We start from the raw sequence: 24,131 nt of genomic DNA on the forward strand, positions 1-24,131 counted from the left end.
GACCGTGGTGTCGAACCCGAAGGAAAACATCTACCTGCGGCCCAACGACGTGCTGACCCTGGTGCGCGATCCGCAGACCTTCCTGGCGGTGGGCGCGCTCGGCCAGGCGACCGAGCTGCCGTTCCAGGCCGACGGCATCACGCTGGCGCAGGCGCTGGCCAAGGCGCGCGGCCTGTCCGACTTCGCCGCCGACCCGGCCGGGACCTTCATCTTCCGGTTCGAGCCGGCCAGCGTGGTGCGCCGCCTGAACCCGGCCACGAAGCTCACCGGCACGCCGCTGGTGCCGGTGGTCTACCGGATCAACATGCGCGACCCCAACAGCCTGTTCACCACCCAGGCGTTCCGCATGCGCAACCGCGATCTCGTCTACGTCTCGAACGCGCCGTTCACCGAAGTGTCGAAGGTGCTGTCGGTCTTCACCTCCGTGACCGGGCCGGTCTCCTCGGTGGCGACCGCGTACTACTACGCAAAGTAAGCACGGGACGACTTCGCAGCGGCGGCGGAAAACAATCGCGTTCCGCCGCGTCCTCGCGTATGGGCTTTCCATACGGTTTGGTGCGAAGCGGGTGTGCGCGTACGGAGCCGCAAACCGCCCTCGCCGGTGGCTGCCTCGCGCAAGGATGCCTAGAAGAGCCCGATGAAGATCGGACGCGTCGTCTCTGCCCGCGGGCTGTTCCGGCCCGCGCTGTTCCCCTTGAGCCTGTGTCTCGCGCTCCTGTCGGCCGGGTCGGCTTCGGCCGATGTCGTGGTCGGCGTGGCGGTGCCGCGCTCGGGGCCCTACGTCGCTGTGGGCGAGCAGGTGCTGCGCGGCGTCGAGGCCGCGGCCCGGGACGCCAACGCCATGGGCGGGCTCGACGGCCAGCCCGTGACCCTCGACGTGCAGGACGATGCCTGCGACTCCAACACGGCGACCGCGGTGGCCAACCACTTCGTGCGCTCCGACGTGCGCCTCGTCGTCGGCCATGTCTGCTCGAACGCCTCGATCGCGGCCTCCGACATCTACGCCCAGAACGGCGTCGTGATGATCAGCGCCGCCTCGGTCTCGGCCCGGCTCACCGACCGGGGGCTGCCGAACGTCTTCCGGGTCTGCGGGCGGGACGACGACCAGGCCCGGCTGTCGGCCGCGGTGCTCGCCGAGCGGTTCCGCGACCGCAAGATCGGGCTGATCCAGGACCAGACCCCGGCCTCCCGGACCCTGGCCGCCGCCACCAAGGACAACCTCAACCGGATCGGCATCAACGAGGCCCTGTCCCTGTCGTTCGCGCCGAGCGATGCCGACGACGCCGCCCTGGTGGACCGGCTCAAGGGTGCGGGGATCGAGGTGGTGTATTACGGCGGCGACGCCACCGAGATGGGCCGCCTCGTGAAGGTCGCCGCCGATCGCGGCTACCGCCCGCAATGGTTCGGCACCTCGGCGATCGCAACGCCGGACTTCGCCAAGATCGCCGGCCCGGCGAGCAACGGCGTGCTGATGACCTTCTACCTCGATCCGAGCCGCCAGCCCGCCGCCGCCAACGTCGTGAAGGCGTTCAAGGCCGAGGGCGTCGATCCCACCGGCTCGACGATCTACGGCTACGCCGCCCTGCAGGCTTTGGTCGCGGCCGGCAATTTCGCCCATTCGGCCGAGCCGAAGCCGATCGCCCAGGCGCTCCACACGGAGCGGTTCGATCTCGTGCTCGGCACGGTCGGGTTCGATTCCAAGGGCGACGTCACCGCGCAGGGCTATGTTCTGTACGTTTGGAAGGACGGGAGCTTTACGCCGGCGGGGAAGTGAGCACCGGGTCTCAGGCTCCGGCCGTCCTCCTGGTGCACCAGCAGACGACGTGAGCCATGTCCGCCATTTCGGTCGCCATCGCCATCGAGGGATCAGGCCGCAGGCCCCGAGGCGATTGTCGCCAGCCTTGATACGACAGCCATTCCATCCCGCCGGCCGATAGGCAATCGCGGTTGGAGCGCGAAGGCTTTGTGCCTGGTCCGCGGCCAAGGACCTGCTGAATTTGGCCTCTCCCAATCACAACCTCATCCTGAGGCGCCGGAGCGCAGCGGAGGCCTCGAAGGAGCCCTCCAGCCAGCTGCGCGATCCCTGGAGGGCTCCTTCGAGGCTGCTGCGCAGCACCTCAGGATGAGGGGGAGACTTGGATCTCCGCGGTATCGATCCGAAAACCTCTACCCCCGCTCCGCAGCATCGACCTCCGCACCGCGTCCCAGCCCGCGTAGCAGCTCCGCGAGGTGCGGCCGGACCCGCAGCTGGAGCGCGTGGAGGTGGCGGACCGCCTCGCTGAGCCGGCCCTCACGGCCGAGCCTGTCATCCGCGAAGCCGATCATCCGGGCGTTGGGCCAGGCCGGCTCGCGCAGGGCGTGGAGACGGGCGACCAGGGCGTCGGCAGGCGTCTCCGGCTCGGCCTGGGCGAACAGCATCAGCAGCGCCGCCGTGGAGCGCGACAGGCCGTAATGGCAATGGACCAGGAGGTGGCCGGCACCGTCGAGGTCGCGGCCGAAGCCGAGGATCGCCGCGACATGCTCGGGCTCCGGCGGCACGAGGCCGTCACCGGGGCCGAGGCAGTCGTGGAAATGCAGGGTCGTGCGGGCATGGGCGCCGTAGGCCGCGAAGGCCTCCGGCTCGGGCGTGCCGGGATCGAGCAGGGACAGGACGTGGCTGACCCCGCGCGTGCCGTGGCCGGCCAGCTCCTCCAGGCCGCAGACGGTGTGCAGGGTCAGTTCTGGCTCGGATCGCATGGTCGGGCGCGTATCACGGGTTCTGTGCGGTTTCGAGGCGCGCCGGGGTCGCGGCGGGCGCGCTTCGAGAACGCAAGCGGACGTGCTACCTGCGCGCCGATCCTCCGCCGGCCGGATGTGGACACGCTGAGACGAGATGCCGTTGGACGAGCCCCAGAGCGCGCAATCTCCCGCCGGTGGACCGCGCCGCCGCACGATCCTCACCGCCGGCCTCGGCGCGGCGATCGCCGGGCCGCTGGCGGCACCCGCCCTGGCGCAGGGCGCCCCCGAGCTGCGCTGGCGCCTGTCCTCGGCCTACGCCAAGAACCTCGACATCCTGTTCGGCGCTCCCGAAGCGCTCAGCCGGATCGTCGCCGAGGCCACCGACAACCGCTTCCAGATCCAGGTGCTCGGGCCCGGCGAGCCGGTGCCGGCCGAGACGCTGCTCGACGCCGTGTCGGCCGGCACCGTCGAGATGGGTCACGGCCCGGCGACCCTCGGCCAGGCCAAGGACCCGACCTTCGCGCTCGCCACCGCGATCCCGTTCGGCCTCAACGCGCGGGGCGCCGCTGCCTGGTGGCAGGCGGGGGGCGCCGCCGACCTGTTTTCCGAGGTGTTCGCCAAATCCGGGCTGGTCTGCCTGCCGGGCGGCAATACCGGCGCGCAGATGGGCGGCTGGTTCCGGCGCGAGATCAAGAGCGTGGCCGATCTCCAGGGCCTGAAGTTCCGCATCGGCGGCCTGGGCGGCCAGGTGCTAGCGAAATTCGGTGTCCAGCCGCAGGCCACCCCCGGCCCCGAGATCTATCAGGCGCTGGAATCGAAGAAGCTCGACGCCGCCGAGTGGATCGGCCCCTACGACGACGAGCGTCTCGGGCTGCAGAAGGTCGCGCCGGTCTACCATTATCCCGGCTTCTGGGAGGGCGGCGCCATGCTGCACTTCTGGTTCAACGCCGAGAAGTGGAAGGCGCTGCCCAAAACCTATCAGGCGATCCTGCGCGCGGCCGCCGCCGAGGTCGGGGCCGAGGTGCAGGCCAAGTACGATGCGCGCAACCCGCAGGCCCTGCGCCGGCTGGTCGCCGGGGGCGCCCAGCTGCGGCCGTTCCCGCAGGACGTGATGGAGGGCGCCCTCAAGAACGCCAACGACGTCTATGCCGAGATCGCCGCCAAGAACGCGGATTTCCGCCGGGTCTACGAGGCGATGCGGACCTTCCGGAACGAGGAATATCTCTGGTTCCAGGTGGCGGAGTACACTTACGACAATTTCATGATTCGGGCCCGGGCGCGGGGATAGCGGACTCGACAATTCCTGGTTTCAAAAGGTTGACGACCTTTTGCGGGTGAAGGACGGAGCCCTTCCGTCATCGGGGCTCTGCCCCGATACCCCGCCAAAGGGCCGAGCCCTTTGGGAACCCGGCCTTTGGCGCTGCCAGCCGGGCGCGCATCGACCAGGGAGGGAGACGGCATGATCGGGACCTTGAGACTCGGCCTGGCGCTGCTCGGGACGGTGCTGCCGCTCCAGGCGCTGGCGCAATCGCCCGCCAACCTCACCGCCCTGCGCGGCCTGGCGCCGGTCGCCCGGCTGCAGGGGAGCCCGGAGGGCAAGGCGGCGCTCGACGCCAACCTGCGGGTGACCGGCGACATCCAGGCCGGCACCCTGAAGCAGCCGACCCTGCTGCCCTTCCCGGAGCAGCAGCAACTCGCGCTGCGGGACTGCTTCATCACCGACGGCAACGCCACCGGCCTCGCCGACGGCCTCGGCACGACGCTCGCCACTGCCTATCAGGCTCGGGCGCGCTACAGCGACTACAAGACCTTCACCAGCGTCGCGCCGACGGTGGCCGACCTGATCGGCTACACCAACAACGTCACCAAGTCGGATTCGAATTCCGGAAAGTACTTCTTCGCCAACGGCACCACCAACGGCAAGCATCCGGTCTCGGCCGAGGCTGCCTCCCTGCTCACGGACGGCACCGTCACCGACGTGTTCGGCAAGGCCTATGGCCGGCCGGCGGGCAGCCCCGGGGCCGACCGGTTCGGCAATTCCCGCCCGTTCCAGACCCTGCCGGCGCTCCGGGCCTACCGGGGCGCGGATTATTTCGGTGAGGCCTCTCACTCCCTCGACTGGCTGCGCGGCCCGAAGCAGGATCTCGTCGACAGCCCATCCTATCCGAGCGGACATACGACCTACGGCTACACCGAGTCGCTGATCCTCGCCCTGCTGGTGCCGGAGCGCTACCAGCAGATGATCGCCCGCGCCGCCGAATACGGCAACGACCGGATCATCGTCGGGGCGCATTACGCCATGGACGTGATCGGCGGGCGCACGACCTCGCTCCACGCGGTGGCGCATCTGCTCGCCAACGATCCCGCCTATGTCGGCCAGATCCGGAAGAACCCGGCCGTGATCGACGCGAACGCGGCCGATGCCGACAAGCGCGTCGGCGTGACCGATTACCGGGCCCTCCTGACGGAGGCCCGTGCGGCGATGACCGACGCGCTCAAGGCGGGCTGCGGCGACTCGGTGGCGGCCTGCGCGGCGCGGGATACCGGCCGGTTCAAGGACGCAGCCGCCAACACTGCCTTCTACGAGGCGACCCAGACCTACGGGCTGCCGGTGGTGCATGACGCCACCGCCAAGGCCCGGGAGGATGTCGGCACGATCGCTCCGGAGGCCGGCCACCTGCTGACCGCGGCCTTCCCGGCGCTGACGCTCTCCGAGGCCAACGCCATCCTGACCGAGACTCAGGGCCCCAGCGGCGGCTTCCTCGACGACGGCTCGGAATTCGGGGTGTATTCCCGGATCAACCTCTACGCGGCAGCCGGCAAGGCGGCGGCGCTGGCGGCGAGCCGGGCTGGGGCGAGCGCGGCGCGCTGAGGGCGTTGGCCAGAAGAAGTGTGAGGTGCATTGGAGCCTCGGCGCAAAGCGCTCGCGGCGAAAGCGAAGCGCATCTTCAGGGCGCGACCTGCAGTTCGGGCGCATCGGTTCTGAGACGCCGGCGCGTCCAACGCTGGCTCAAGTGACGACCGGCCCGGATGGCGGGGCGTTCGATGAGCAGGTAGGTGACAGGCGTTACGAGCACGATCACCACTGCGGCGAGCGGCAGAAGGATCGGCAACCAATCGGTCGCGATCGAGCCGGTCACCTTGCTCGCATCGACGAACAGCAGACTGAGAAGAATGCCGTGCAAGAGGTAGATGCCGTAGGAGCATTCGCCGAGGATCAGCGCGCCTTTTGTCCGCAGCAGCCCGCCCATATCGTTGCCGCATGCGACGCAGGTGAAGAAGAACCCGAACACGGGCATGACAAACGTATACGGGGTCGGGGCGGCGATCATGCCGACACCCAGCGCCAGGGCAGCAACGCTTGCCGCTCTCGGCGTGCGCAGCGCGCGCGCGATCCATTCGCGACTCTGACACTCATAGGCGATCATGCCGAACGCGAACAACGGCAGATACCGCAGCATTGAACCTGGCAGATACAGCACGCGCGCGACGACCGTCGTCAACAAGAGACCGACGGGCAATACCCAGCTGGGAAGCGTGCCGCGGATGAGATCCATCGCCAAGGCGCTGGCCGGAAGCACGATGAGATAAAACAACCATTCGTGCCAAAGCGACCAGAGCACATACGCATTGAGGCGGCCGCTATCCGGATAGCGGAGGAGCGGCGGCTCATCCCACGTCGTGATCCACTGCGCGGCAGCGTTCGGAAAGCCCCTGTCGAGGCCGGCGCCGGTGCGCATCGCGATGATGATCGTGATGATGGCGACCGATACGGCAACGAGCGGCACGATGCGGAACAGGCGTGTCGTGTAGATCGCGGGCCACGAGCAAGCACGGAAGCCGGCTAGGACGCGCGGATAGAACACGAAGCCGGTCGTCATGAAGAACAACGCCACCCCGCCGGCGCCGAGTTGATTGAACAGGTTGACGGCCGGCGCCTCCCAGGTGCCGTTGAAGCGGGTCACCTGCATCCAGAAAATGAAGTGATGGATCAGCACGGAGAGCGCAACGTAACCGCGCAGGCCGTCGAGACAGCCGATGCGTCGCTGGCTGGGCGGCAGCGGGAACGGTGTCCGTGCGATCAGCGCCGCAGTTACTGTTGCCAATACATAAGCCACCAGGGCGGCGGCCAGGGTCACGGCGATCAGATGAATCGTCATGACCGCTTCAATAGAGGCTATAAATTAAAATTCATATGTCATTAATCGAGCGGCGACCTGCCATATAGGCACAGGCGCAGCCCAGCCATTCATCTGCTTCATGATGCCATGACGAGGAGACGCATGCGGAGGAGGGTGCAGGCCGCCCTTATGCGAGCGGCCCCTTACCGGCACCCGCCCCACACGCCTCACGGCACCCGCTTGCGCAGCACGAAATTCCCCACCGCCAGGAACTTCTGCGCCCGCTTGCCGGTGTCGACCTCCGTGGTGAACACGTTGCCCTTGGAATCGACCGCGAGGTTGTGGACCCAGTGGAACTGCCCCGCCATGCGGCCGTTCCGGCCGAAGGCGCCCACCGTCGCGCCGGTGGCGCGCTCGAGGGTGCGGACCTCGTTGTTGGCGCCGTCGGCGTTGAGCAGGTAGGTCTCGTCGGCGTCCGGCCACAGGGCCAGCTCCCAGACCGAGCCGTTGGCCCGGGTGTTTTTCTCGACGACAAACTCCTTCACGAAGCTGCCGTCCTTCTGGAACACCTGGATGCGGTTGTTGGTGCGGTCGCAGACATAGACCAGCCCGTCCTGGGCGATGCGCACGCAATGGACCGGGTTGGCGAATTGCTGACGTGGGGCGGCGGCCGGGTCGTAGGGGCCGAGCTTGTCGTCGGTGGGCGGCTTGCCGTAGGCGCCCCACATCCGCTTGAACGCGCCGGTGTCCCGGTCGAACACGATGATGCGGTGGTTGTAGTAGCCGTCCGCCACGTAAACCTCGTTGGCCGCCCTGTCGAAATCGACGTTGGCGGGTTTGCCCAGGCGGCTGGTGTCGCGGCTGTCGGTCTGCGGGCCGGACTTGCCGATCTGCAGCACGAACGTGCCGTCGGGGGTGAATTTCAGGAGCTGGCCGTCCTGATCGCCATTGCCGGCGATCCAGACGAAGCCCTTTTCGTCGATCTGAATGCCGTGCTCGTTGGTCGGCCAGTCGTAGCCCTCGCCCGGGCCGCCCCAGCTGCGCAGGAGGGTGCCGTCCTGGGCGAATTCCAGCACCGGCGGGGCCGGCTTGCAGCACTTGCTGCGCGGCGGGTCGAGGCTCGCGGCCTTCTCGTCGTCGGTCAGCGTGCGCGGCCGCTGGATCACCCAGACATGGTCCTGCGTGTCGACCGCGACGCCGGACGCCTGGCCCAGGATCCAGTCGTTCGGCAACGGCTTCGGCCAGGACGGGTCGACCTCGAAGCGGGGAGCCTCCGCGGCGGTGGCGGGGCCCGCGAGGGCGAGCAGGCAAGCGAGCGCCGGCAGCGCTGCGGAAAGAATCCTCATGGCGTGTCCTCCGGCGCCTGTCCCGGCGCTCGGCGCCAGCATGGCGTCCCCTGCGGCCCGAGGCCAGTCGGTCGGCCGCGCTCGGGTGACAGACGGAGGCCCAAAAAGAAAAAAGGCCACTCCCGAAGGAGCGGCCCGAAGTCTAGGGAGGAAACGCCCAAGAAGGGCAGCGGGATCGCGACGCCATCGCCATCCCGCGCTGCACAATCTGCGCGCATCGCCGAAAATTACAAGGCCGTTCGGGCAGAAAGGCTGTCCTTTTGTCCGGCTCAGGACGGATCGCAAAGCGGCTGTGTTCAAAATGTCGCAGCCGTTTCAAGGGGGCGGCGGACAGGTTTCGAGCCCGATCGGCCGGCAAATCCGAGCGTAAACCCTTGAGAAATCCGAATTTCGCCGCGCCGCGTCCGTTGCCGGCTGATAATTTCACTGCGTCATTTCATAACGGGCCGCCGAAGGGACGAATTCGATACCCGCTCTAGCTCTCCGGCCAAGTCTCTGTCGGACCATGTGAAAGGAATGCGTGCGGATATGGCGATCCAGGGTGAGCGGATCCGGGTTCTCAACGATGTCGAGCCGCGCAAAGACGGACGGTATGTCCTGTATCTCCTGCAGCAGGCCAACCGGGCCCAGTTCAACCCGGCCCTCGAATTCGCCATCGAGGAGGCGAACCGCCTCGACCTGCCGGTGGTCGCCTGCTTCGGCCTGCTCGACGGCAAGAGCGGCTTCCCCGAGGCCAATGCCCGGCACTACGCCTTCCTGCTCCAGGGTCTCGCGGATGCGAAGGCGGGGCTGGAGAAGCGCGGCGTCGGCTTCGTGATGCGCAAGTGCGCGCCGGCGAAGATCGCCATCGATCTGGCCGAGGAGGCCGCGCTGCTGGTGCTGGATCGGGGCTACCTCGCGATCCAGAAGGGCTGGTACCGGGAGATCACGAAGGCCGTTAAGACGCGGATCGTCCAGGTCGAGGGCGATGTGGTCGTGCCCGTGGAGACGGCCTCGAACAAGCACGAATTCGCCGCCCGGACCCTCCGGCCGAAGCTGAACCGGCTCTGGGACCCGTTCATCGCCGATCTGAGGCCGCGCAAGCTCAAGCATGCTGCGAAGAATGTGACGCCCAAGGGCGAGATCGACGTCTCCGATCCGGAGGCGGTGCTCGCCGGCATGAGTCTCGACCGGGTGGTCGGGCCGGTGAAGCGCTTCACCGGCGGCGAGACCGAGGCCCGCAAGCGCCTGAAGGCGTTCCTGAAGGGCGGGTTCGAGGGCTACGGCAACGGCCGCAACAGGCCGGAGGCGGCGGCCGCCTCGCATATGAGCCCGTTCCTGCATTTCGGCCAGATCTCGCCGGTGGAGATCGCCCTGGCGGTCCGGGAGGCCAAGGCCGGCGACGACGACGACCGCGGCGCCTATCTGGAGGAGCTGATCGTCCGGCGCGAGCTCGCCATGAACCACGTGTTCTACACGGAGGGCTACGACGATTACGACAAGGCGGTGCCGGACTGGGCGCGCAAGACGCTGGCTGAGCAGGCCGACGACACGCGCCCGCATACGTACTCGGAAGAGCAGCTCGCGGCTGGCGAGACCCACGAGCCGTATTGGAACGCCGCGATGCGCGAGATGCGCGAGACCGGCTACATGCACAACCAACTGCGGATGTACTGGGGCAAGAAGATCCTGGAATGGTCGCCCTCGCCCAAGGAAGGCTTCGCCCGGACGCTCCGGCTCAACAACCGCTATTTCCTGGACGGCCGCGACCCGAACTCCTTCACCAACGTCGCCTGGGTGTACGGCCTCCACGACCGCCCCTGGCAGCGCCGCCCGATCTTCGGCACGGTCCGCTACCAGAGCGAGAACTCGCTGAAGAAGTTCGACGCGAAGGGTTATGTGAAGGCGGTGGAGCGGCTGTGCGCGGAGGAGGAGTGAGGGGCCCGCGTCTGGCTAGGTCCTGCTCAAGGCACATCTAGCGGACGTAGCCCCGAAAAATCGGACACGAATGTCCGTCTTGGCTTGATGTTCGGACAAGGACGTCCGATGCTGTCCCCATCGAAACGGAGATGGGGCATGAAGCGGGAGGATCTCATCCGGGATCTGCGGCGCTTCGCCAGGAAGAACGGTCTCGCCTTCGACCTGCTGAAGGATAAGGGCAAGGGATCGCACTACACGGTCAAGGTCGGCGAAAGGACCACCACCGTACAGAGTGGCGAGCTCAAGCCCCTCTGGGTCAAGCGGATCCTGAAGCAACTGGAGATCGACCCCGATGCCTTCTAGGCAAGCGTGTCGCCCCGACTCGCTTCGGCCCCTCGCACGGATGGAGGTCCGACCATGGATTTTCACTGGACTTACGCGGTTGCGCTCCGGCGCGAGGAGGACGGCTCGGTCGGAGCCTATGCTGCGGCGATGCCCGACGCCGTCGCGTTCGGCGCCGACGAGGCCGAGGCGCTTGCCGAGATGGCGCAGGCCCTGAACGCGGCGGTGCGGGGGCGCATCCATTTCGGCATGGATCTGGAGCCGCCCCCGGCGGCCGTCACCGCGGCCGAGGGGCTGCACCGGATCGCCCTCGCTCCGGCACTCGCCGCCAAGGCGACGATCTATGTCCTGTGGCGCAACTCGGGCCTGTCCAAGGTCGCCTTGGCGAAGCTGCTCGATGTCGATGAGCGGGAGGCCCGGCGCGTCCTCGATCCCGATCACCCGACCGGCCTCGACCGGCTGGCCGCCGCCGCGGACGTGTTCGGGCATCGGCTGACGGTCGGCGCCGTGCCGGCGTAACGGTGCGGGGAGGGCGCCCCATTCCCCGCAAGCCGCGCTATACCGCATGCTCCGGCTGTGCGGACGAAGTGCCCTTCCATGACCGAGATGCGGGACGCAGCGACGACGATCGAGCCCGACGCGTCAGGCCCAAAACGCTCCCGCTACCGCCGCTCGATCACGCGTCTGCGCTCGGCCTCGCGGGAGGCCTATCCGCTCTGGCGGGGGCGGCTGCTGTTCCTGGCGGGGGGCATCTGCGTGGGATTGGCCGCGGTGCTGATGGCCAAGGGCGCCGACCTCGCGCAGGACGGGTTCCGGTGGCTCATCGCGCCCTCGCCGCTGATCGCCCTGGTGCTCACGCCCGCGGGCTTCGCGCTCGCGGCCTTGCTCGCCCGGACGGTGTTCCCGAACTCGCAAGGGTCCGGCATCCCGCAGGTGATCGCCGCCCGGCACGCCCGGGATGCGCGCTTCCGGTTCTCGCTGATTTCCCCCCGGGTTGCCTGCGGCAAGGTCCTGGTCCTGTTCCTCGGGTTGCTGTGCGGCGCCTCGGCCGGGCGCGAAGGGCCGACCGTGCAGGTCGGCGCCGCGATCATGGCCGCCTTTGGCCGCCTGACGCCGGACCGCCTGCCGGGCCTGCTGCTCGCGGGCGGCGCGGCCGGGGTCGCGGCGGCCTTCAACACCCCGCTCGCCGGCATCGTGTTCGGGATCGAGGAGCTGGGCCGGGCCTATGAGGCGCGCTCGTCCGGCCTGATCGTCGCCGGGATCGTGGCCGCGGGCCTCACCTCCCTCTGGCTCTTGGGCAACTACACCTATTTCGGCACCAGCCAGGCGGACCTGCCGCTGGCGGCGGGCTGGATCGTGCCGCTGCTGGCCGCCTTGGGCGGCTTCGCGGGCGGGGTGTTCAGCCGCCTGATCATCCTGTTCGCTCGAGGCCTGCCGGGGGCCGCCGGCCGGCTGATCGGGGCGCGGCCGGTGGCGTTCGCGGCGGCCTGCGGCCTGTGCGTTGCCCTGTGCGGGCTCGCCTCGAACGGCACCGCCTATGGCACCGGCTACGAGGAGGCCCGGGCGATCCTGCACGGCGACACCGTGGCCGGCTGGACCTACGCGCCGCTGAAATTCGCCGCCACGGTGCTCAGCTCGATCAGCGGCATCCCGGGCGGCCTGTTCGCGCCGTCTCTGGCGGTGGGTGCCGGGATCGGCGGGACGGTCCACGCTCTCCTGCCGGACATGCCGGTGGGCGCCCTCGTGCTGATCGGGATGGTGGCCTACCTCACCGGCGTGCTCCAGGCGCCGATCACCAGCTTCGTCATCGTCACCGAGATGACCCAGAACCACACGATGATGATCCCGCTGATGATCGCGGCGCTGATCGCCGACGCGGCCTCCAAGGCGGTCTGCCGCGGCGGGCTCTACCATACGCTCGCCGAGATGATGCTGGCGCGGGCCGACGTTCCGGCCCAGCCGGTGACCAAGACGGCGTAAGAATAAAAGGCTGTTGGCATCGCGCCCGTGCGGAACGGTCTCGCTTGCGGCCGGTTGAGGGATCGATTGTTGTTCGCCCGTGCCGCGGGCGCATCCGGAGTGACGCGATGACCTTGCTGAAATGGGCCCTCATCTGCTTCGTGATCTCGCTGATCGCGGGCGGCCTCGGCTTCACCGGCATCGCCTCGGGCGCGGGCTCGCTGGCGCGCATCCTGTTCGGCCTGTTCCTGCTGGTCGCCATCGTGATCGTGGTCATCGCCTTCGCGGTCGGGCAGGCGGTGTTCTGAGCCGCATGGCGGACGCGATGCAGGGCAAGGTCTGCCTCGTCACCGGGGCGACCAACGGCATCGGCTACGAGACGGCCCTGGGGCTCGCGCGCAAGGGCGCGCGAGTCGCCATCGTCGGCCGCGATCCCGGGAAGACGCGGGCCTCAGCCGAGCGGATCCGCGCCGCCGTGCCGGGCGCCGTGGTGGACCCGCATGTCGCGGACCTGTCGGCCCAGGCCGAGATCCGCCGGCTCGCCGCGTCCCTGCGCGAGGCCTATCCGCGCCTCGATGGGCTGGTGAACAATGCCGGGGCGATCTTCGACCGGCGGGAGCTGACGGTCGACGGCATCGAGCGGACGTGGGCCCTCGACCATCTGGGCTACGTGCTGCTGACGCTCGAACTCCTCGACACCCTCAAGGCCTCGGCGGCGGCCGGCGGCAAGCCGCGCATCGTCAACGTCGCCTCCGCGGCGCATGTCCGGGGCCATATCGACTTCGCCGATATCGAGGGCGCCCGGCGCTACGGCGCCATGCGGGCCTATGCGCAGGCCAAGCTCGGCAACGTGCTGTTCACCTACGCGCTCGCCCGGCGGGTTCAGGCCGACGGCATCTCGGTCAACGCCCTGCATCCGGGGGTGATCAACACGGGCTTCGCCAAGAACACCGGCGGCCTGTTCGGCACTGCCTGGTCGCTGATGCGCCCGTTCCTGACCCGGCCCGACAAGGGCGCCGAGACCTCGCTCCACGTGGCGACCGCCCCCGAGCTCGACGGCGTCACCGGCCGTTATTTTTCGCATGCCCGGCCCAAGACCTCGTCGGCCGAGAGCCGCGATGAATCCGTGCAGGAGCGGGTCTGGGCGCTGAGCCTCGCGCAGGTGGGGTTGGGCGGCTAGGCAGGGTTTCGGCGTCACGCACCCCACAGGGCGTTGCGTTCTTCCTGGCTCAGTGGCGGCTGCGGTTGTCCCAGTGCCTTCGCGAGGGCCCGCGCCCGGATGGCGGCTACGCGCTCAGCGAGACGCCCGACGGACGTGTCTCTGATGCTCCGCATGATCCGATCCCTGTCGATGAGACATGCTGCTCCATACGACAAGCTCCATGTGCGGATGGTGACGTCCCACCGACACTCTAATCCTGAGTAGCTCCAAGTCTATCTATCGGTTGTTTCCGTCGACTTCGGCGAGAGGACGGGTGTCGCCACGGAGAACCCTGATCCTCGTGGCGAAGCGTGGGGGCCTCTCTCTCCCGCATGCGCCAGCGGATAAACACATCGTGTCCGGCGGCAAGCACTCGATACGTCGCACTTTTCCCCTCCCGCTTGCCGGGAGGGGTCAGGGGTGGGGGTAGTGCAGGATCGAGCCTGACGGTGCCTTCTGAACCACCCCCACCTCCGTCTCCTCCCCGTAAGGAGGAGGAGAGAATGCCCCGCCTCACGTCGCGCGATTTATGAGCCCGGCAGAGTGGGGCTGACGCGCTCCCGCATGGACCGCGGCCCCAAAACCTCCAGAGCCCGCAACCCTCGAGAGACAAGGCAACGCGGGAGCCTCGAAAGATGGGGAGGTTTCCCAGCAACGCGCCGTCATTGCGAGCGCAGCGAAGCAACCCAGTGAGGCGCTACGTCTTGAAATCGCGCGCTGCCCTGGGTTGCTTCGCTACGCTCGCAATGACGATGCGGCTGCGCGATCAACATCCCCTCACGCCGCCGCCCGCACCGCGTGGTCGGCCTGGGTCTGGATCTCGATGAACACCCGCGTCACGTCCGGGTTGCGCTGCTTCAGCGCCCGGTCGAGGCGGGTCACGAGGCTCTCGACTTCGCCGGCGCTGAGGTCGTCGGCCATGTCGAGGCTCAGATTCACCAGGATGTCGGTGGGCCCGAGATGCTGGGTCAGGACCTCGTTGAGATGGAGCACGCCCGGCTCGGCGCGCACGAGGTCCGAGATCGCCGCCACCACGGTGGGGTCGGCGGCCTCGCCGATCAGCAGGCCGTGGGTCTCGATCATCAGGAACATCGCCATGCCGACCAGCACGAAGCCGATCCCCACCGAGGCCCAGCCGTCGAGGCTCGGCTTGTCGAGCCAATAGGCCAGGACGACGCCCACCAACGCGATCAGCAGGCCGATCAGCGCGGCGGTGTCCTCGGCCAGGATCGTGAACAGGGTCGGATCCTTGCTGCGCCGGATCGCCCGCATCGCCGAGTTCTGGCCCTTCTCGGCCCAGAACTGACGCACCGCCACGAACCAGGAGAAGCCCTCGGCCACGATGGCGAAGCCCAGGATCGCGACGTTCACCCAGATGCCCGGAAGCGTGTAGCCGAAGACATGGGCGTCCGCGTCCGGCGAGGGGTGGCGGACCCGCTCGACGCCCTCGTAGATGGCGAAGATGCCGCCGCCCAAAAAGATCATCAGCGCGACCACGAAGGCGTAGAAGTAGATCTCGCGCCCGTAGCCGAACGGGTGACGGGTATCGGCCGGCTTCTTGGCCCGCTTCATCCCGACCAGCAGCAGCACTTGGTTCGCCGTATCGACCACCGAGTGCACGCCCTCGGCGAGCATCGCGGTCGAGCCGGTCAGCGCCCCGCCGACGAACTTCGCCGCCGCGATGGCGAGGTTCGCCCCCGCCGCCGCGTAGATCGCCCCCGTGCTCTCGTGCGCCATCCCGGCCTCCCGTGTTCGCCGCGATCTAGCGCATCGCGCCGGATACAGGAACCGGCACGATGCGCTAGCTTTTTGATTTGCATCGTCTTTTCCGAAAGCCGGCAACCACCTTTCGGGACGATGCTCTAAGCGTTGCCGTGCGGTGTCGGTTCCCGTGTGGACGCGGAGTAGGGCCCTGTGCAAGCTGAGATCAGTCCGGAAGGCTCGGAGGAACCATGGCCAACGCGCAGTACGACCCCGACAACATCTTCGCCAAGATCCTGCGGGGCGAGATCCCGTGCCACCGCGTCTACGAGGATGCGGACACCCTGGCCTTCATGGACGTGATGCCCCAGGGCGAGGGCCACACCCTGGTGATCCCGAAGGCGCCCTCCCGCGGCCTGCTCGATGCCGACCCCGCCGCCCTGTCGGCCCTGATCGTGAGCGTCCAGACGGTCGCGCGCGCCGTGAAGGCGGCGTTCCAGGCCGAGGGACTGACAATCTTCCAGTTCAACGAGCCAGCGGGCGGGCAGACCGTGTTCCACCTGCACGTCCACATCATCCCCCGGTTCGAGGGCGTGCCGCTGAAGCGCCACGAGGGCGGGATGGCCGACAATGCGGTGCTGGCCGAGCACGCGGCGCGGATCCGGGCGGCGCTCGAGGCCGGGCTCTGAAAGTCCCGGTTTCACAAGGTCCGTGACCTTGTGCGGGTGCAGGGCAGAGCCCTGCTGCTGTCGGGCTTCGCCCGAGGCCTCAAGGGCCAGATCCAGAGTCTTACCCTGAACCCCGCCAAAGGGCCTGCCCTCTGGGAACCCGATTCAGGCCGCGCTGGCGATGAGCCGGCGCAGGGCGGCGTTCTCGGCCTCGAGCTCGCCGATCCGCTGCCGCAGGGCGGTCTCGGTGTCGATTGCGGCCGGGGCCGTGCGGACCGGCTCCTCGAACACGACGCCGATCCCGTCCTCCCGGCGCCAGCACAGGCTGGCCCGGAAGGTCCGATCCCTCTGCGGGATGTACAGGTCGAACACCTGCGGCAGCGTCGTGGCATCGCTCAGGATCAGCCGGGCGCCGGAGCCCGACAGGTCGCGGACCAGGCAGTCGAAGCTCGACGAGCCGTTGTTGAACACGATGCGCCCCTTGAGGAACACCCTCTGGCGCGTCTCTTTGCGATGATCCGTCATGCGGACCAGTCTGCCGGGAAGCTCTTAAGGATTTCTGGCGACTAGACCGTCATCGCGGATATTCAACCGATAAAGCGCCGGTCCATCGTCTGGAACAGGTAGAAGCCGTTGAAGCGCACGGCGGTATCGGCGGCCCGGTCGTCGAAATCCAGGGGCTGCCGGCTGGCGCCGTCGAGCTTGCCCCCGAAGGTCCAGCGGCCGGCGCCGATGAACGGCGGCACGGAGCTGGCCTCCGGCACCGCGCAGCAGAGGCCTTCCACGCTCTTGAGCTGGAACAGGTTGTAGCTTCGCATCGGAGTCCCTCCGCTTGGCCGCCCCACCTGCCGGCTCATCGCGATGCGAAGAATCGGCTTGACCGTAGCCATAATGGCACAATCGGTCGAGTTTGTGACGGTCAGGTTTCAGGGACGTTTCGGGTCAGCTCCGCGATCCAGATCCGGGCCGAGCCGTCCGACGGCGCCCGCCAGTCGCCCCGGGGCGACAGCGAGCCCCCGGCCGAGACTTTCGGCCCGTTGGGCAGGGCCGAGCGCTTGAACTGGCTGAACCCGAAGAACCGGTTGAGGAACACCCCGAGCCAGCGCCGGATCTCGGGGAGGTCGTAGGCGACCCGCTTGGCCTCGGGGAAGTCCGGCGCCCAGTGGCCGCGCTCGATGTCACCCCAGGCGTGGAGCGCCAAAAAGGCGATCTTCGAGGGCCGGAACCCGTAGCGCAACGTGTAGAACAGATTGAAGTCCTGCAGCGCGTAGGGGCCGATCACGGCTTCCGTGCTCTGCGGGCTGTCGTCCGGGTCCACCGGCACCAACTCGGGGGAGATCTCGGTGTCGAGGATCGCCTGGAGGATGTGGTTGGCGTCCGCGCCGACCTCGCGCTGGCTGATCACCCAGCGGATCAGGTGCTGGATCAGGGTCTTGGGCACGCCGGTATTGACCGCGTAGTGGCTCATCTGGTCGCCGACGCCGTAGGTGCACCAGCCGAGCGCCAACTCCGAGAGGTCGCCGGTGCCGATCACCAGGCCGCCCGCCTGGTTGGCCAGGCGGAACAGGTAATCGGTGCGCAGGCCTGCCTGCACGTTCTCGAAGGTCACGTCGTAGACCGGCTCGCCCCGCGCGAACGGGTGGCCCATGTCGGCGAGCATCTGCCGGGCCGCCGGGCGGATGTCGATCTCGGCGGCCGTGCAGCCGAGCGCCTGCATCAGCGCGTGGGCGTTGGCCTTGGTGGCGTCCGACGTGGCGAAGCCCGGCAGCGTGTAGGCCAGGATATCCGAGCGCGGGTAGCCCAGCCGGTCGAACGCCTTGGCGATCACGATCAGCGCGTGGGTCGAATCGAGGCCGCCGGAGACGCCGATCACCGCCTTGCGGGTGCCGGTGGCCTCCAGCCGCTGGGCGAGCCCGGCCACCTGGATGTTGTAGGCCTCGTAGCAATCCTGCGCGAGGCGGGACGGATCGGCCGGCACGAACGGGAAGCGCTCGATCCGCCGGATCAGCCCGAGATCGCCGGCGGGCGGATCGAGCCGGAAGCCGATCCGCCGGTAGGGGAGGGGAGCGCCCGGCACGTTGTCGTCGAAGCTGCCGGCCTGGAGCCGGTCCTGGGCGATCAGGTCGAGGTCGATGTCGGCGAGCGTCGCCACCGGGCCGGTGGGGAAGCGCTGGCCCTCGGCCAGCCGCACGCCCAGCTCGTCGATGCTGGTCTGGCCGTCCCAGGACAGGTCGGTGGTCGATTCGCCCTGGCCGGCGGCGGCGTAGACATAGGCGCAGGCGCCCCGCATCGAGGCGGCCCGGGACAGCAGCGCCCGCGACTCGGCCCGGCCGACCGTGATCGGGCTGCCCGAAAGGTTGGCGAGCACCGTGGCGCCGGCGAGCGCCGCCCGCATGCCGGGGGATTCCGGCACCCACAGATCCTCGCAGATCTCGACCCCGACCACGAGGCCGGGCAGGTCCTCGGTGGGGAACAGCAGGTCGGTGCCGAACGGCGCCTCGTGCCCGGCGACCCGGATGGTCTCGCCCAAGATTCCGGCCCCGGAGGCGAAGTGGCGCTTCTCGTAGAATTCCCGGTAGTTCGGCAGGAAGACTTTTGGGACGACCCCGAGCAGCCGGCCGCCCTGGATGGCGAGCGCGCAATTGTAGATCCGGTGGCGCCAGCGCAAAGGCGCGCCGACCAGCAGCAGCGGCCGCAGGGCGGCCGATTCGGCGACCACCCGGGCGGCGGCGGCCTCGACCGCGTCGAGCAGGGTCTGCTGGAGCAGCAGATCCTCGATCGCGTAGGCCGAGAGCCCGAGCTCGGTGAACACCGCGAGCGCCGCCCCCGATTCGTGGCAGGTCCGGGCGAGGTCGAGTACCGAATCGGCGTTGCGGTCGGGATCCCCGGGATGGCTGCGCCCGGTGCAGGCCGCCACCCGGGCGAAGCCGTGCCGGTACAGGGACCGGAAGCGCGCCGGGAGGTCGGCAGAAGGCTCGGAAATCGGCTGGGTCACGGGCGCCTGTCCGGGTGAGGGGTGGCTGCCGGTATCATATGGTGCGCGGCCACGCTCCGGCGACGCGCGTTGGTCGAGGCGGTGGGGTGTGGACGGCTCCTGACGGTATCGAGTACCAAGGGAAGAGGCGGTTGAAGGCCTTTCCAACGGATGCCGTCCACGGGCGAAATTATCCACATCTTCCGGGGGGGGACAAGACCCCTGTCGGGGGCAGGCCGCCGAAGCCTCATCCGAGCGCGCGCCGCACGCTGAGACGCAGGCCTTCGATCTTCCACCTCGGGTTGGAGGATTTGCGAGAGTCGAAGCGTTCGCGGCTGCCCCTGCCGTCATTGCGAGCGCAGCGAAGCAACCGAGGGACAGGCCACATCTGGGGATCGTCCGCTGCACTGGGTTGCTTCGCTGCGCTCGCAATGACGGCGCAGGACCGACCATCGAGCATCCCGTCAAGCTAAGCGCCCTCAGGCAAACACCTTCCCTAAAGGCGCGGCCAGCACCCCGCCGAACAGGCCAAAAATCCCATCCTGGTTTCCGGCCCGGAGCCCCCTGAAAAGCCTCCGTTAACGACAAACGGCCTAACTCGGGGCAGCCCGCCGGCCACTGGCGGATCCCTGTTTCGAGTATCGTTCGAGAACCCATGCGCGCATCGGGACGGCCTCCGTACTCTCATCGTGACCCTGCCCGCCCCGTCCGCGGCGGCGACCGTTCGGGCCTGTCGCTCGGCGCGCTGGCGCATCGGCTGATGGCCTTGCGGGCGAGCCTCACCCGACGCCTGTCCGGCGCCCCGGCCGGGCTGCCCGCCCGTCCGGGCTACGCGATCCCCGGCCGCCGGACGGAGCCGAGCTGGCTCACCGCGCCGGCCGCCATGGTCGGCCGGGACGGCTTCGAGCGCGGCCCGCGGGCCAGCGCCTCGGCGCCCCCCGAGCATGTCTGGCCGGCCCATGTGTTCGACGACCGGGCGAGCCTCGACGCCCCGGACGAGCCGCGCTTCGAGAGCCGGATCGACCGCAGCGCCTCGACGCCGGGCGTGCTGGTGCGCCAGCCGCGCCGGCCGGCCTCGATCGCCCCCGAGGATGCGATGCCCGCTTCCCCGGTGCAGGCGGCCGCCGCCCCGGCGGCGCGCTGGACCCGCACCCCGGATTCGGTCCTGCAGGAGCGCCGCCAGCGCGCCCTGGAGGCCGAGCGCGTCGCCCTGGAGCGGGCCCGCGCCGAGGCGCAGGCGGCGGCGCTCGCCGTCGAGACCGAGCGGGCCGCCCGCGAACAGGAAGCTCGGGAGCGCGCCGAGCGCGAGCAGACCGCACAGGCGCGGGTCGAGGCCCCCGTGGCCATGCCCGACGCCGTGCAGACCGAGATCGCGGAGGACGGCGAGGTGGTGCCGCTGTGGCGCCAGCCCTTCGTGGCGCCCCCCGGCGTCCGCTACTTCCGCACCCCGGACCGCCGCCCGGTGCGGCCGAGCGTCGAGCTGTCCGCCTCCACGGCGGCGATCGCCCCGGTCGCGGTGTCGGAGCCGGTCGTTGCCGAGGCTTCGGCCGAGGTTCCCGCCGAGGCGCCCGCCCGCGACTGGTCCGACCTGCCGGATTGGTCCGAGGTCCAGCCCTGGTTCGATGGCAGCGACTGGAATGCCGGCGACTGGTCGTCCGTGGAGGCCTGGGCCGCGCTGGCGTCGCAGCCCGTGGCCGCCGGCCTCGAGGCGGCGCTCGCCGCCGCTCCGGTGATCGCCGGTGCCATGCCGGCGGGAGCCGTCACCAATATGCCGGCGGCCGAGCCTGTGGTCGCCATGCCCCAGGAGGCTCCGCAGCCGCCGCGCCCGGTCTACGTCCTCGACCGGCTCGTGCGGTTCGACCAGCCGCCGCGTCCCGCCGATGGGCAGGATAACGGCCGGGACGATGACCTTCACGCCGACGAGACCGCCGCGATCCGCGACGCGTTCCTGCCGGCCAAGCCTGCCCTGGCGCTGGTCTTCGGCCCCGGCAGCGATGCGACCGAGCCGTCGGCGCCCGCTGCCGAAGCGCCCCGCCGCGCTCCCGCGCTCTGCGCCATGGCGGCCCGGGCGGCGATCCGCGCCGCCGGCCAGCCGAGCGTGCCCGCGCCGGTTCTGCCGGCCGCGCCCGAGTCCGCGCTTGAGTTCCTGTCGGAAGCGGCCGCCCCGATGGGTGTCGACCCGGTCCGGGTCTCGTCGGAGGCCGACCGGGTGGTGATCCCGATGACCCCGCGCACGGTCCTGCTGCGCGGCAAGATGGCGCCGCAGCCCGAGCCCGCCCCGGTGGAGCCCGAGCCCGCGCTTGCCGAGCCGGCTCTCGTCGAGCCCGTTCTTGAGGTGGCGCCCGCGCCGGAGCCGGTCGAGGCGCCCGCCGCCCAGCTGGTCGAGGTGGTCGCCGCCCCCGCCCTGCCGATGGTCGCCCCCCGGGCGCACCTGATCCCGGCCGGCCGCCATCTGGAGATCGCCAGCGTCGAGAACGCCGATTACGAGCTGCCCTCGCTCGGCCTGCTCGCCCTGCCGGACGAGAACGGCACCGAGGAAGTCGACGCGGACGTGCTGGAGCAGAACGCCCTCAACCTCCAGCAGACGGTGCAGGATTTCGGCGTGCGCGGCGACATCCTGGCCGTGCGCCCGGGCCCGGTCGTGACGCTCTACGAGTTGGAGCCCGCGCCCGGCACCAAGTCCAGCCGCGTGATCGGCCTGTCGGACGACATCGCCCGGTCGATGTCGGCGGTCTCGGCCCGCGTCGCCGTGGTCCCCGGCCGCAACGTCATCGGCATCGAATTGCCGAACGACACCCGCGAGACGGTCTATCTCCGCGAGCTGCTCTCGGCCCCGGATTTTTATGAGAGCAAGCACAAGCTCGCTCTGTGCCTCGGCAAGAATATCGGCGGCGAGCCGATCATCGCCGACCTCGCGCGCATGCCGCATCTGCTGGTCGCCGGCACCACCGGCTCGGGCAAGTCGGTCGCCATCAACACGATGATCCTGTCGCTGCTCTACCGGCTGAAGCCGGAAGAGTGCCGGCTGATCATGGTCGATCCCAAGATGCTGGAGCTGTCGGTCTATGACGGCATCCCGCACCTGCTCTCCCCCGTCGTGACCGACCCGAAGAAGGCGGTGATCGCCCTCAAATGGGCGGTGCGCGAGATGGAGGAGCGCTACAAGAAGATGGCCAAGATCGCGGTGCGCAACATCGACGGCTACAACGGCCGGATGAAGGAGGCCCGCGAGCGCGGCGAGGTCATCACCCGCACGGTCCAGACCGGGTTCAACCGCGAGACCGGCGAGGCGGTGTTCGAGCAGGAGGCGATGGACCTGTCGGCCCTGCCCTACATCGTGATCGTGGTCGACGAGATGGCCGACCTGATGATGGTGGCTGGCAAGGACATCGAGGGCGCGATCCAGCGGCTCGCCCAGATGGCGCGCGCGGCCGGCATCCACCTGATCATGGCGACGCAGCGCCCGTCCGTGGACGTGATCACCGGCACCATCAAGGCGAACTTCCCGACCCGCATCAGCTTCCAGGTCACCAGCAAGATCGACTCGCGGACCATCCTCGGCGAGATGGGCGCGGAGCAGCTGCTCGGTCAGGGCGACATGCTGTTCATGGCCGGCGGCGGCCGGACGACGCGCGTCCACGGGCCGTTCTGCTCGGACAGCGAGGTCGAGAGCGTGGTCGCCCATCTCAAGCGCCAGGGTCGGCCGAGCTACCTCGACGCCGTCACCACCGACGACACCCCCGAGGAGCCGGCCAAGGAGGGCAAGGGCGGTCGCGGCGCCAAGGCGGAAAAAGTCGAGCGTTCCGAGGAGCCCGACGAGGAAGCCCCGGTCTTCGACATCGGCGCCTTCGCGGCGGCGACCGGCGGCGAGTCGGACGACCTGTACAAGCAGGCGATCGAGGTGGTGCTGCGCGACCAGAAGGCGTCCACCAGCTACATCCAGCGCCGGCTGCAGATCGGCTACAACCGCGCCGCCTCGATCATGGAGCGGATGGAGATCGAGGGTATCGTCGGCCCGGCCAACCATGCCGGCAAGCGCGACATCCTGGTCGCCGGGGCGCCGCACGCCTCGAGCGGGATGTACGACGACGAGTGAGGCCGCCGGGCCGCGATCCAATGGGTCGCGGCTCGTCGCGTCGCATCTTCGCCACAGGGCGGGGGTCTAAGCCCCGTCCATTCCCGTTTCTGCCGGATCGCCCGCCCGGGCGCCCAGGAGGTTCTGCCGATGATCGGCCGCCGCACCCGCACAGCCGGCTCCCTGATCGCCGCTGGGCTGTGGCTCGCCCCCGCCGCCCCGGCGCAGGCGCAGGTCGGCGCGTTCATCGACAGCCTGTTCGGCCGCAAGGAGGAGCCGGCCCCGGAGCCGGAGGCCGCCCCGGCTGCGCCCGCGCCGGCAGCGAAGAAGCCGGCGGCCAAGCCTGTCATGAAAGACGCGGCCAAGGATGCCCCCAAGACCGGCAGCCTCAAGCCCAGTGCCAAGAATTCCGAAAAAGCCGATCACAAGGCCACCGAGCCGAAGGTCGCGGCTGTCGGCGCGCCCTCGGCGCTGGCCCCGTCCGAGCCGGCGGACGCCGCGACGGTGCTCGCCCAGGCCAACGCCTATTTCAACGCCATGAACACCCTGACGGGCAGCTTCATGCAGATCGGCGCGGACGGGCGCCGGATCGGCGGCAAGCTGACGCTGGCCAAGCCCGGCCGCCTGCGCTTCGATTACGACCAGCCCTCGCCGCTGGAGGTCGTGGCCGACGGCACCTCCGTGGCGGTGCGCGACCGCAAGCTCGCCACCCAGGACCTCTATTTCATCGCCCAGACGCCGCTGAAATTCCTGCTCCGCGAAAAGATCGACCTCGCCCGTGACCTCTCGGTCACCGACGTCGCCAACGATCCGGGCGGCGTGCGCATCAGCCTGGAGGACCGGGCGACCTTGGGCGGGACCTCGAAGATCCAGCTGTTCTTCGATGCCGAGATGAAGACCCTGTCGCAGTGGCGGATCACCGACCCGCAGGGCTACATCACCACGGTGCAGCTCTCGAACCTGCAGCGGCCCAAGACCGTCGACGGCAGCCTGTTCTTCATCAATTACGGGCGCGCCGAGGACAAGGCGATGCAGCAGCAGATCCAGCAATCGCAGCCCAACTGATCGATCGGCGGACGCCGAAACCTCCACCCCGTCATTCCGGGGCGCCGCAGGCGAGCCCGGAA

19 protein-coding genes and 1 pseudogene are annotated in these 24,131 nt (G+C 69.2%); 13 read left to right on the top strand and 7 right to left on the bottom strand.

Annotated features, from left to right (window positions below; all coding sequences use genetic code 11):
* Positions 1-475 (top strand): annotated as a pseudogene (locus MKL20_RS19355) (sugar transporter); the annotation flags it as partial.
* A 162-nt stretch (positions 476-637) separates the two neighbouring features.
* Positions 638-1,774, top strand: coding sequence for a branched-chain amino acid ABC transporter substrate-binding protein (locus MKL20_RS19360; RefSeq protein ID WP_244038045.1), 1,137 nt, complete (start codon positions 638-640; stop codon positions 1,772-1,774).
* Positions 1,775-2,166: 392 nt separating this feature from the next.
* Here the strand turns inward: MKL20_RS19360 and MKL20_RS19365 are convergent, their stop codons facing one another.
* Positions 2,167-2,736 (bottom strand): tyrosine phosphatase family protein, encoded by a 570-nt coding sequence (locus MKL20_RS19365; protein ID WP_244038046.1) that lies wholly within the window; start codon positions 2,734-2,736, stop codon positions 2,167-2,169.
* Positions 2,737-2,878: 142 nt separating this feature from the next.
* Between MKL20_RS19365 and MKL20_RS19370 the strand changes: the two genes are divergently transcribed.
* Both MKL20_RS19370 and MKL20_RS19375 read left to right on the top strand, forming a co-directional pair.
* Positions 2,879-4,006: a TRAP transporter substrate-binding protein gene (locus MKL20_RS19370; RefSeq protein ID WP_244038047.1), complete on the top strand. Its 1,128-nt coding sequence runs from the start codon at positions 2,879-2,881 to the stop codon at positions 4,004-4,006.
* 171 nt (positions 4,007-4,177) lie between these two features.
* Complete coding sequence (locus MKL20_RS19375) at positions 4,178-5,590, top strand: phosphatase PAP2 family protein (RefSeq protein WP_244038048.1); 1,413 nt, start codon at positions 4,178-4,180, stop codon at positions 5,588-5,590.
* Positions 5,591-5,666: 76 nt separating this feature from the next.
* On the opposite strand, the gene MKL20_RS19380 is transcribed toward MKL20_RS19375, so the two are convergent.
* Together MKL20_RS19380 and MKL20_RS19385 are read right to left on the bottom strand one after the other, a co-directional pair.
* On the bottom strand, positions 5,667-6,878 hold the full coding sequence (locus MKL20_RS19380; RefSeq protein ID WP_244038049.1) for an acyltransferase family protein: 1,212 nt from the start codon (positions 6,876-6,878) through the stop codon (positions 5,667-5,669).
* 188 nt (positions 6,879-7,066) lie between these two features.
* Positions 7,067-8,185, bottom strand: a complete 1,119-nt coding sequence (locus tag MKL20_RS19385) for a hypothetical protein (RefSeq protein WP_244038050.1) — start codon at positions 8,183-8,185, stop codon at positions 7,067-7,069.
* 528 nt (positions 8,186-8,713) lie between these two features.
* Here MKL20_RS19385 and MKL20_RS19390 point away from each other — a divergent pair.
* From MKL20_RS19390 to MKL20_RS19415, 6 genes are all read left to right on the top strand, one after another.
* A complete protein-coding gene (locus tag MKL20_RS19390; RefSeq protein WP_244038068.1) occupies positions 8,714-10,102 on the top strand; it encodes a deoxyribodipyrimidine photo-lyase in 1,389 nt (462 codons plus the stop codon).
* Between the two features lie 138 nt (positions 10,103-10,240).
* Entirely contained in the window at positions 10,241-10,447 is a 207-nt protein-coding gene (locus tag MKL20_RS19395) for a hypothetical protein (protein ID WP_244038051.1), read from the top strand.
* A gap of 54 nt (positions 10,448-10,501) precedes the next feature.
* Positions 10,502-10,945 carry a type II toxin-antitoxin system HicB family antitoxin gene (locus MKL20_RS19400; protein WP_244038052.1) on the top strand — a complete coding sequence of 148 codons (444 nt, stop codon included), beginning with the start codon at positions 10,502-10,504 and terminating at the stop codon, positions 10,943-10,945.
* 87 nt (positions 10,946-11,032) lie between these two features.
* The gene (locus tag MKL20_RS19405) at positions 11,033-12,406 is read left to right on the top strand and encodes a chloride channel protein (protein ID WP_244038069.1); all 1,374 of its coding nucleotides are present in this window, start codon (positions 11,033-11,035) and stop codon (positions 12,404-12,406) included.
* A gap of 107 nt (positions 12,407-12,513) precedes the next feature.
* Positions 12,514-12,693 carry a DUF1328 domain-containing protein gene (locus tag MKL20_RS19410; protein WP_007566531.1) on the top strand — a complete coding sequence of 60 codons (180 nt, stop codon included), beginning with the start codon at positions 12,514-12,516 and terminating at the stop codon, positions 12,691-12,693.
* Between the two features lie 17 nt (positions 12,694-12,710).
* The gene (locus tag MKL20_RS19415; protein ID WP_244038070.1) at positions 12,711-13,565 is read left to right on the top strand and encodes an SDR family oxidoreductase; all 855 of its coding nucleotides are present in this window, start codon (positions 12,711-12,713) and stop codon (positions 13,563-13,565) included.
* Positions 13,566-14,363: 798 nt separating this feature from the next.
* Here the strand turns inward: MKL20_RS19415 and MKL20_RS19420 are convergent.
* The gene (locus tag MKL20_RS19420) at positions 14,364-15,323 is read right to left on the bottom strand and encodes a cation diffusion facilitator family transporter (RefSeq protein WP_244038053.1); all 960 of its coding nucleotides are present in this window, start codon (positions 15,321-15,323) and stop codon (positions 14,364-14,366) included.
* A gap of 215 nt (positions 15,324-15,538) precedes the next feature.
* Between MKL20_RS19420 and MKL20_RS19425 the strand changes: the two genes are divergently transcribed.
* Positions 15,539-15,976 (top strand): HIT family protein, encoded by a 438-nt coding sequence (locus MKL20_RS19425; RefSeq protein WP_244038054.1) that lies wholly within the window; start codon positions 15,539-15,541, stop codon positions 15,974-15,976.
* Between the two features lie 144 nt (positions 15,977-16,120).
* Here MKL20_RS19425 and MKL20_RS19430 read toward each other — a convergent pair whose 3' ends face one another.
* The 3 genes from MKL20_RS19430 to MKL20_RS19440 all read right to left on the bottom strand — a co-directional run bounded on the left by MKL20_RS19430 (position 16,121) and on the right by MKL20_RS19440 (position 18,950).
* Entirely contained in the window at positions 16,121-16,480 is a 360-nt protein-coding gene (locus MKL20_RS19430) for a PilZ domain-containing protein (protein ID WP_244038055.1), read from the bottom strand.
* 62 nt (positions 16,481-16,542) lie between these two features.
* Positions 16,543-16,773: a hypothetical protein gene (locus tag MKL20_RS19435; protein ID WP_243965782.1), complete on the bottom strand. Its 231-nt coding sequence runs from the start codon at positions 16,771-16,773 to the stop codon at positions 16,543-16,545.
* Positions 16,774-16,874: 101 nt separating this feature from the next.
* The gene (locus MKL20_RS19440) at positions 16,875-18,950 is read right to left on the bottom strand and encodes an NAD(+) synthase (protein ID WP_409568170.1); all 2,076 of its coding nucleotides are present in this window, start codon (positions 18,948-18,950) and stop codon (positions 16,875-16,877) included.
* A gap of 634 nt (positions 18,951-19,584) precedes the next feature.
* On the opposite strand from MKL20_RS19440, the gene MKL20_RS19445 reads away from it, so the two are divergent.
* Positions 19,585-23,025 (top strand): DNA translocase FtsK, encoded by a 3,441-nt coding sequence (locus tag MKL20_RS19445; protein ID WP_409568171.1) that lies wholly within the window; start codon positions 19,585-19,587, stop codon positions 23,023-23,025.
* 129 nt (positions 23,026-23,154) lie between these two features.
* Positions 23,155-24,069, top strand: coding sequence for an outer-membrane lipoprotein carrier protein LolA (locus tag MKL20_RS19450; protein WP_244038056.1), 915 nt, complete (start codon positions 23,155-23,157; stop codon positions 24,067-24,069).
* Positions 24,070-24,131: the final 62 nt, after the last annotated feature.

Source organism: Methylobacterium sp. E-066, assembly GCF_022829635.1.
Lineage (GTDB): Bacteria > Pseudomonadota > Alphaproteobacteria > Rhizobiales > Beijerinckiaceae > Methylobacterium.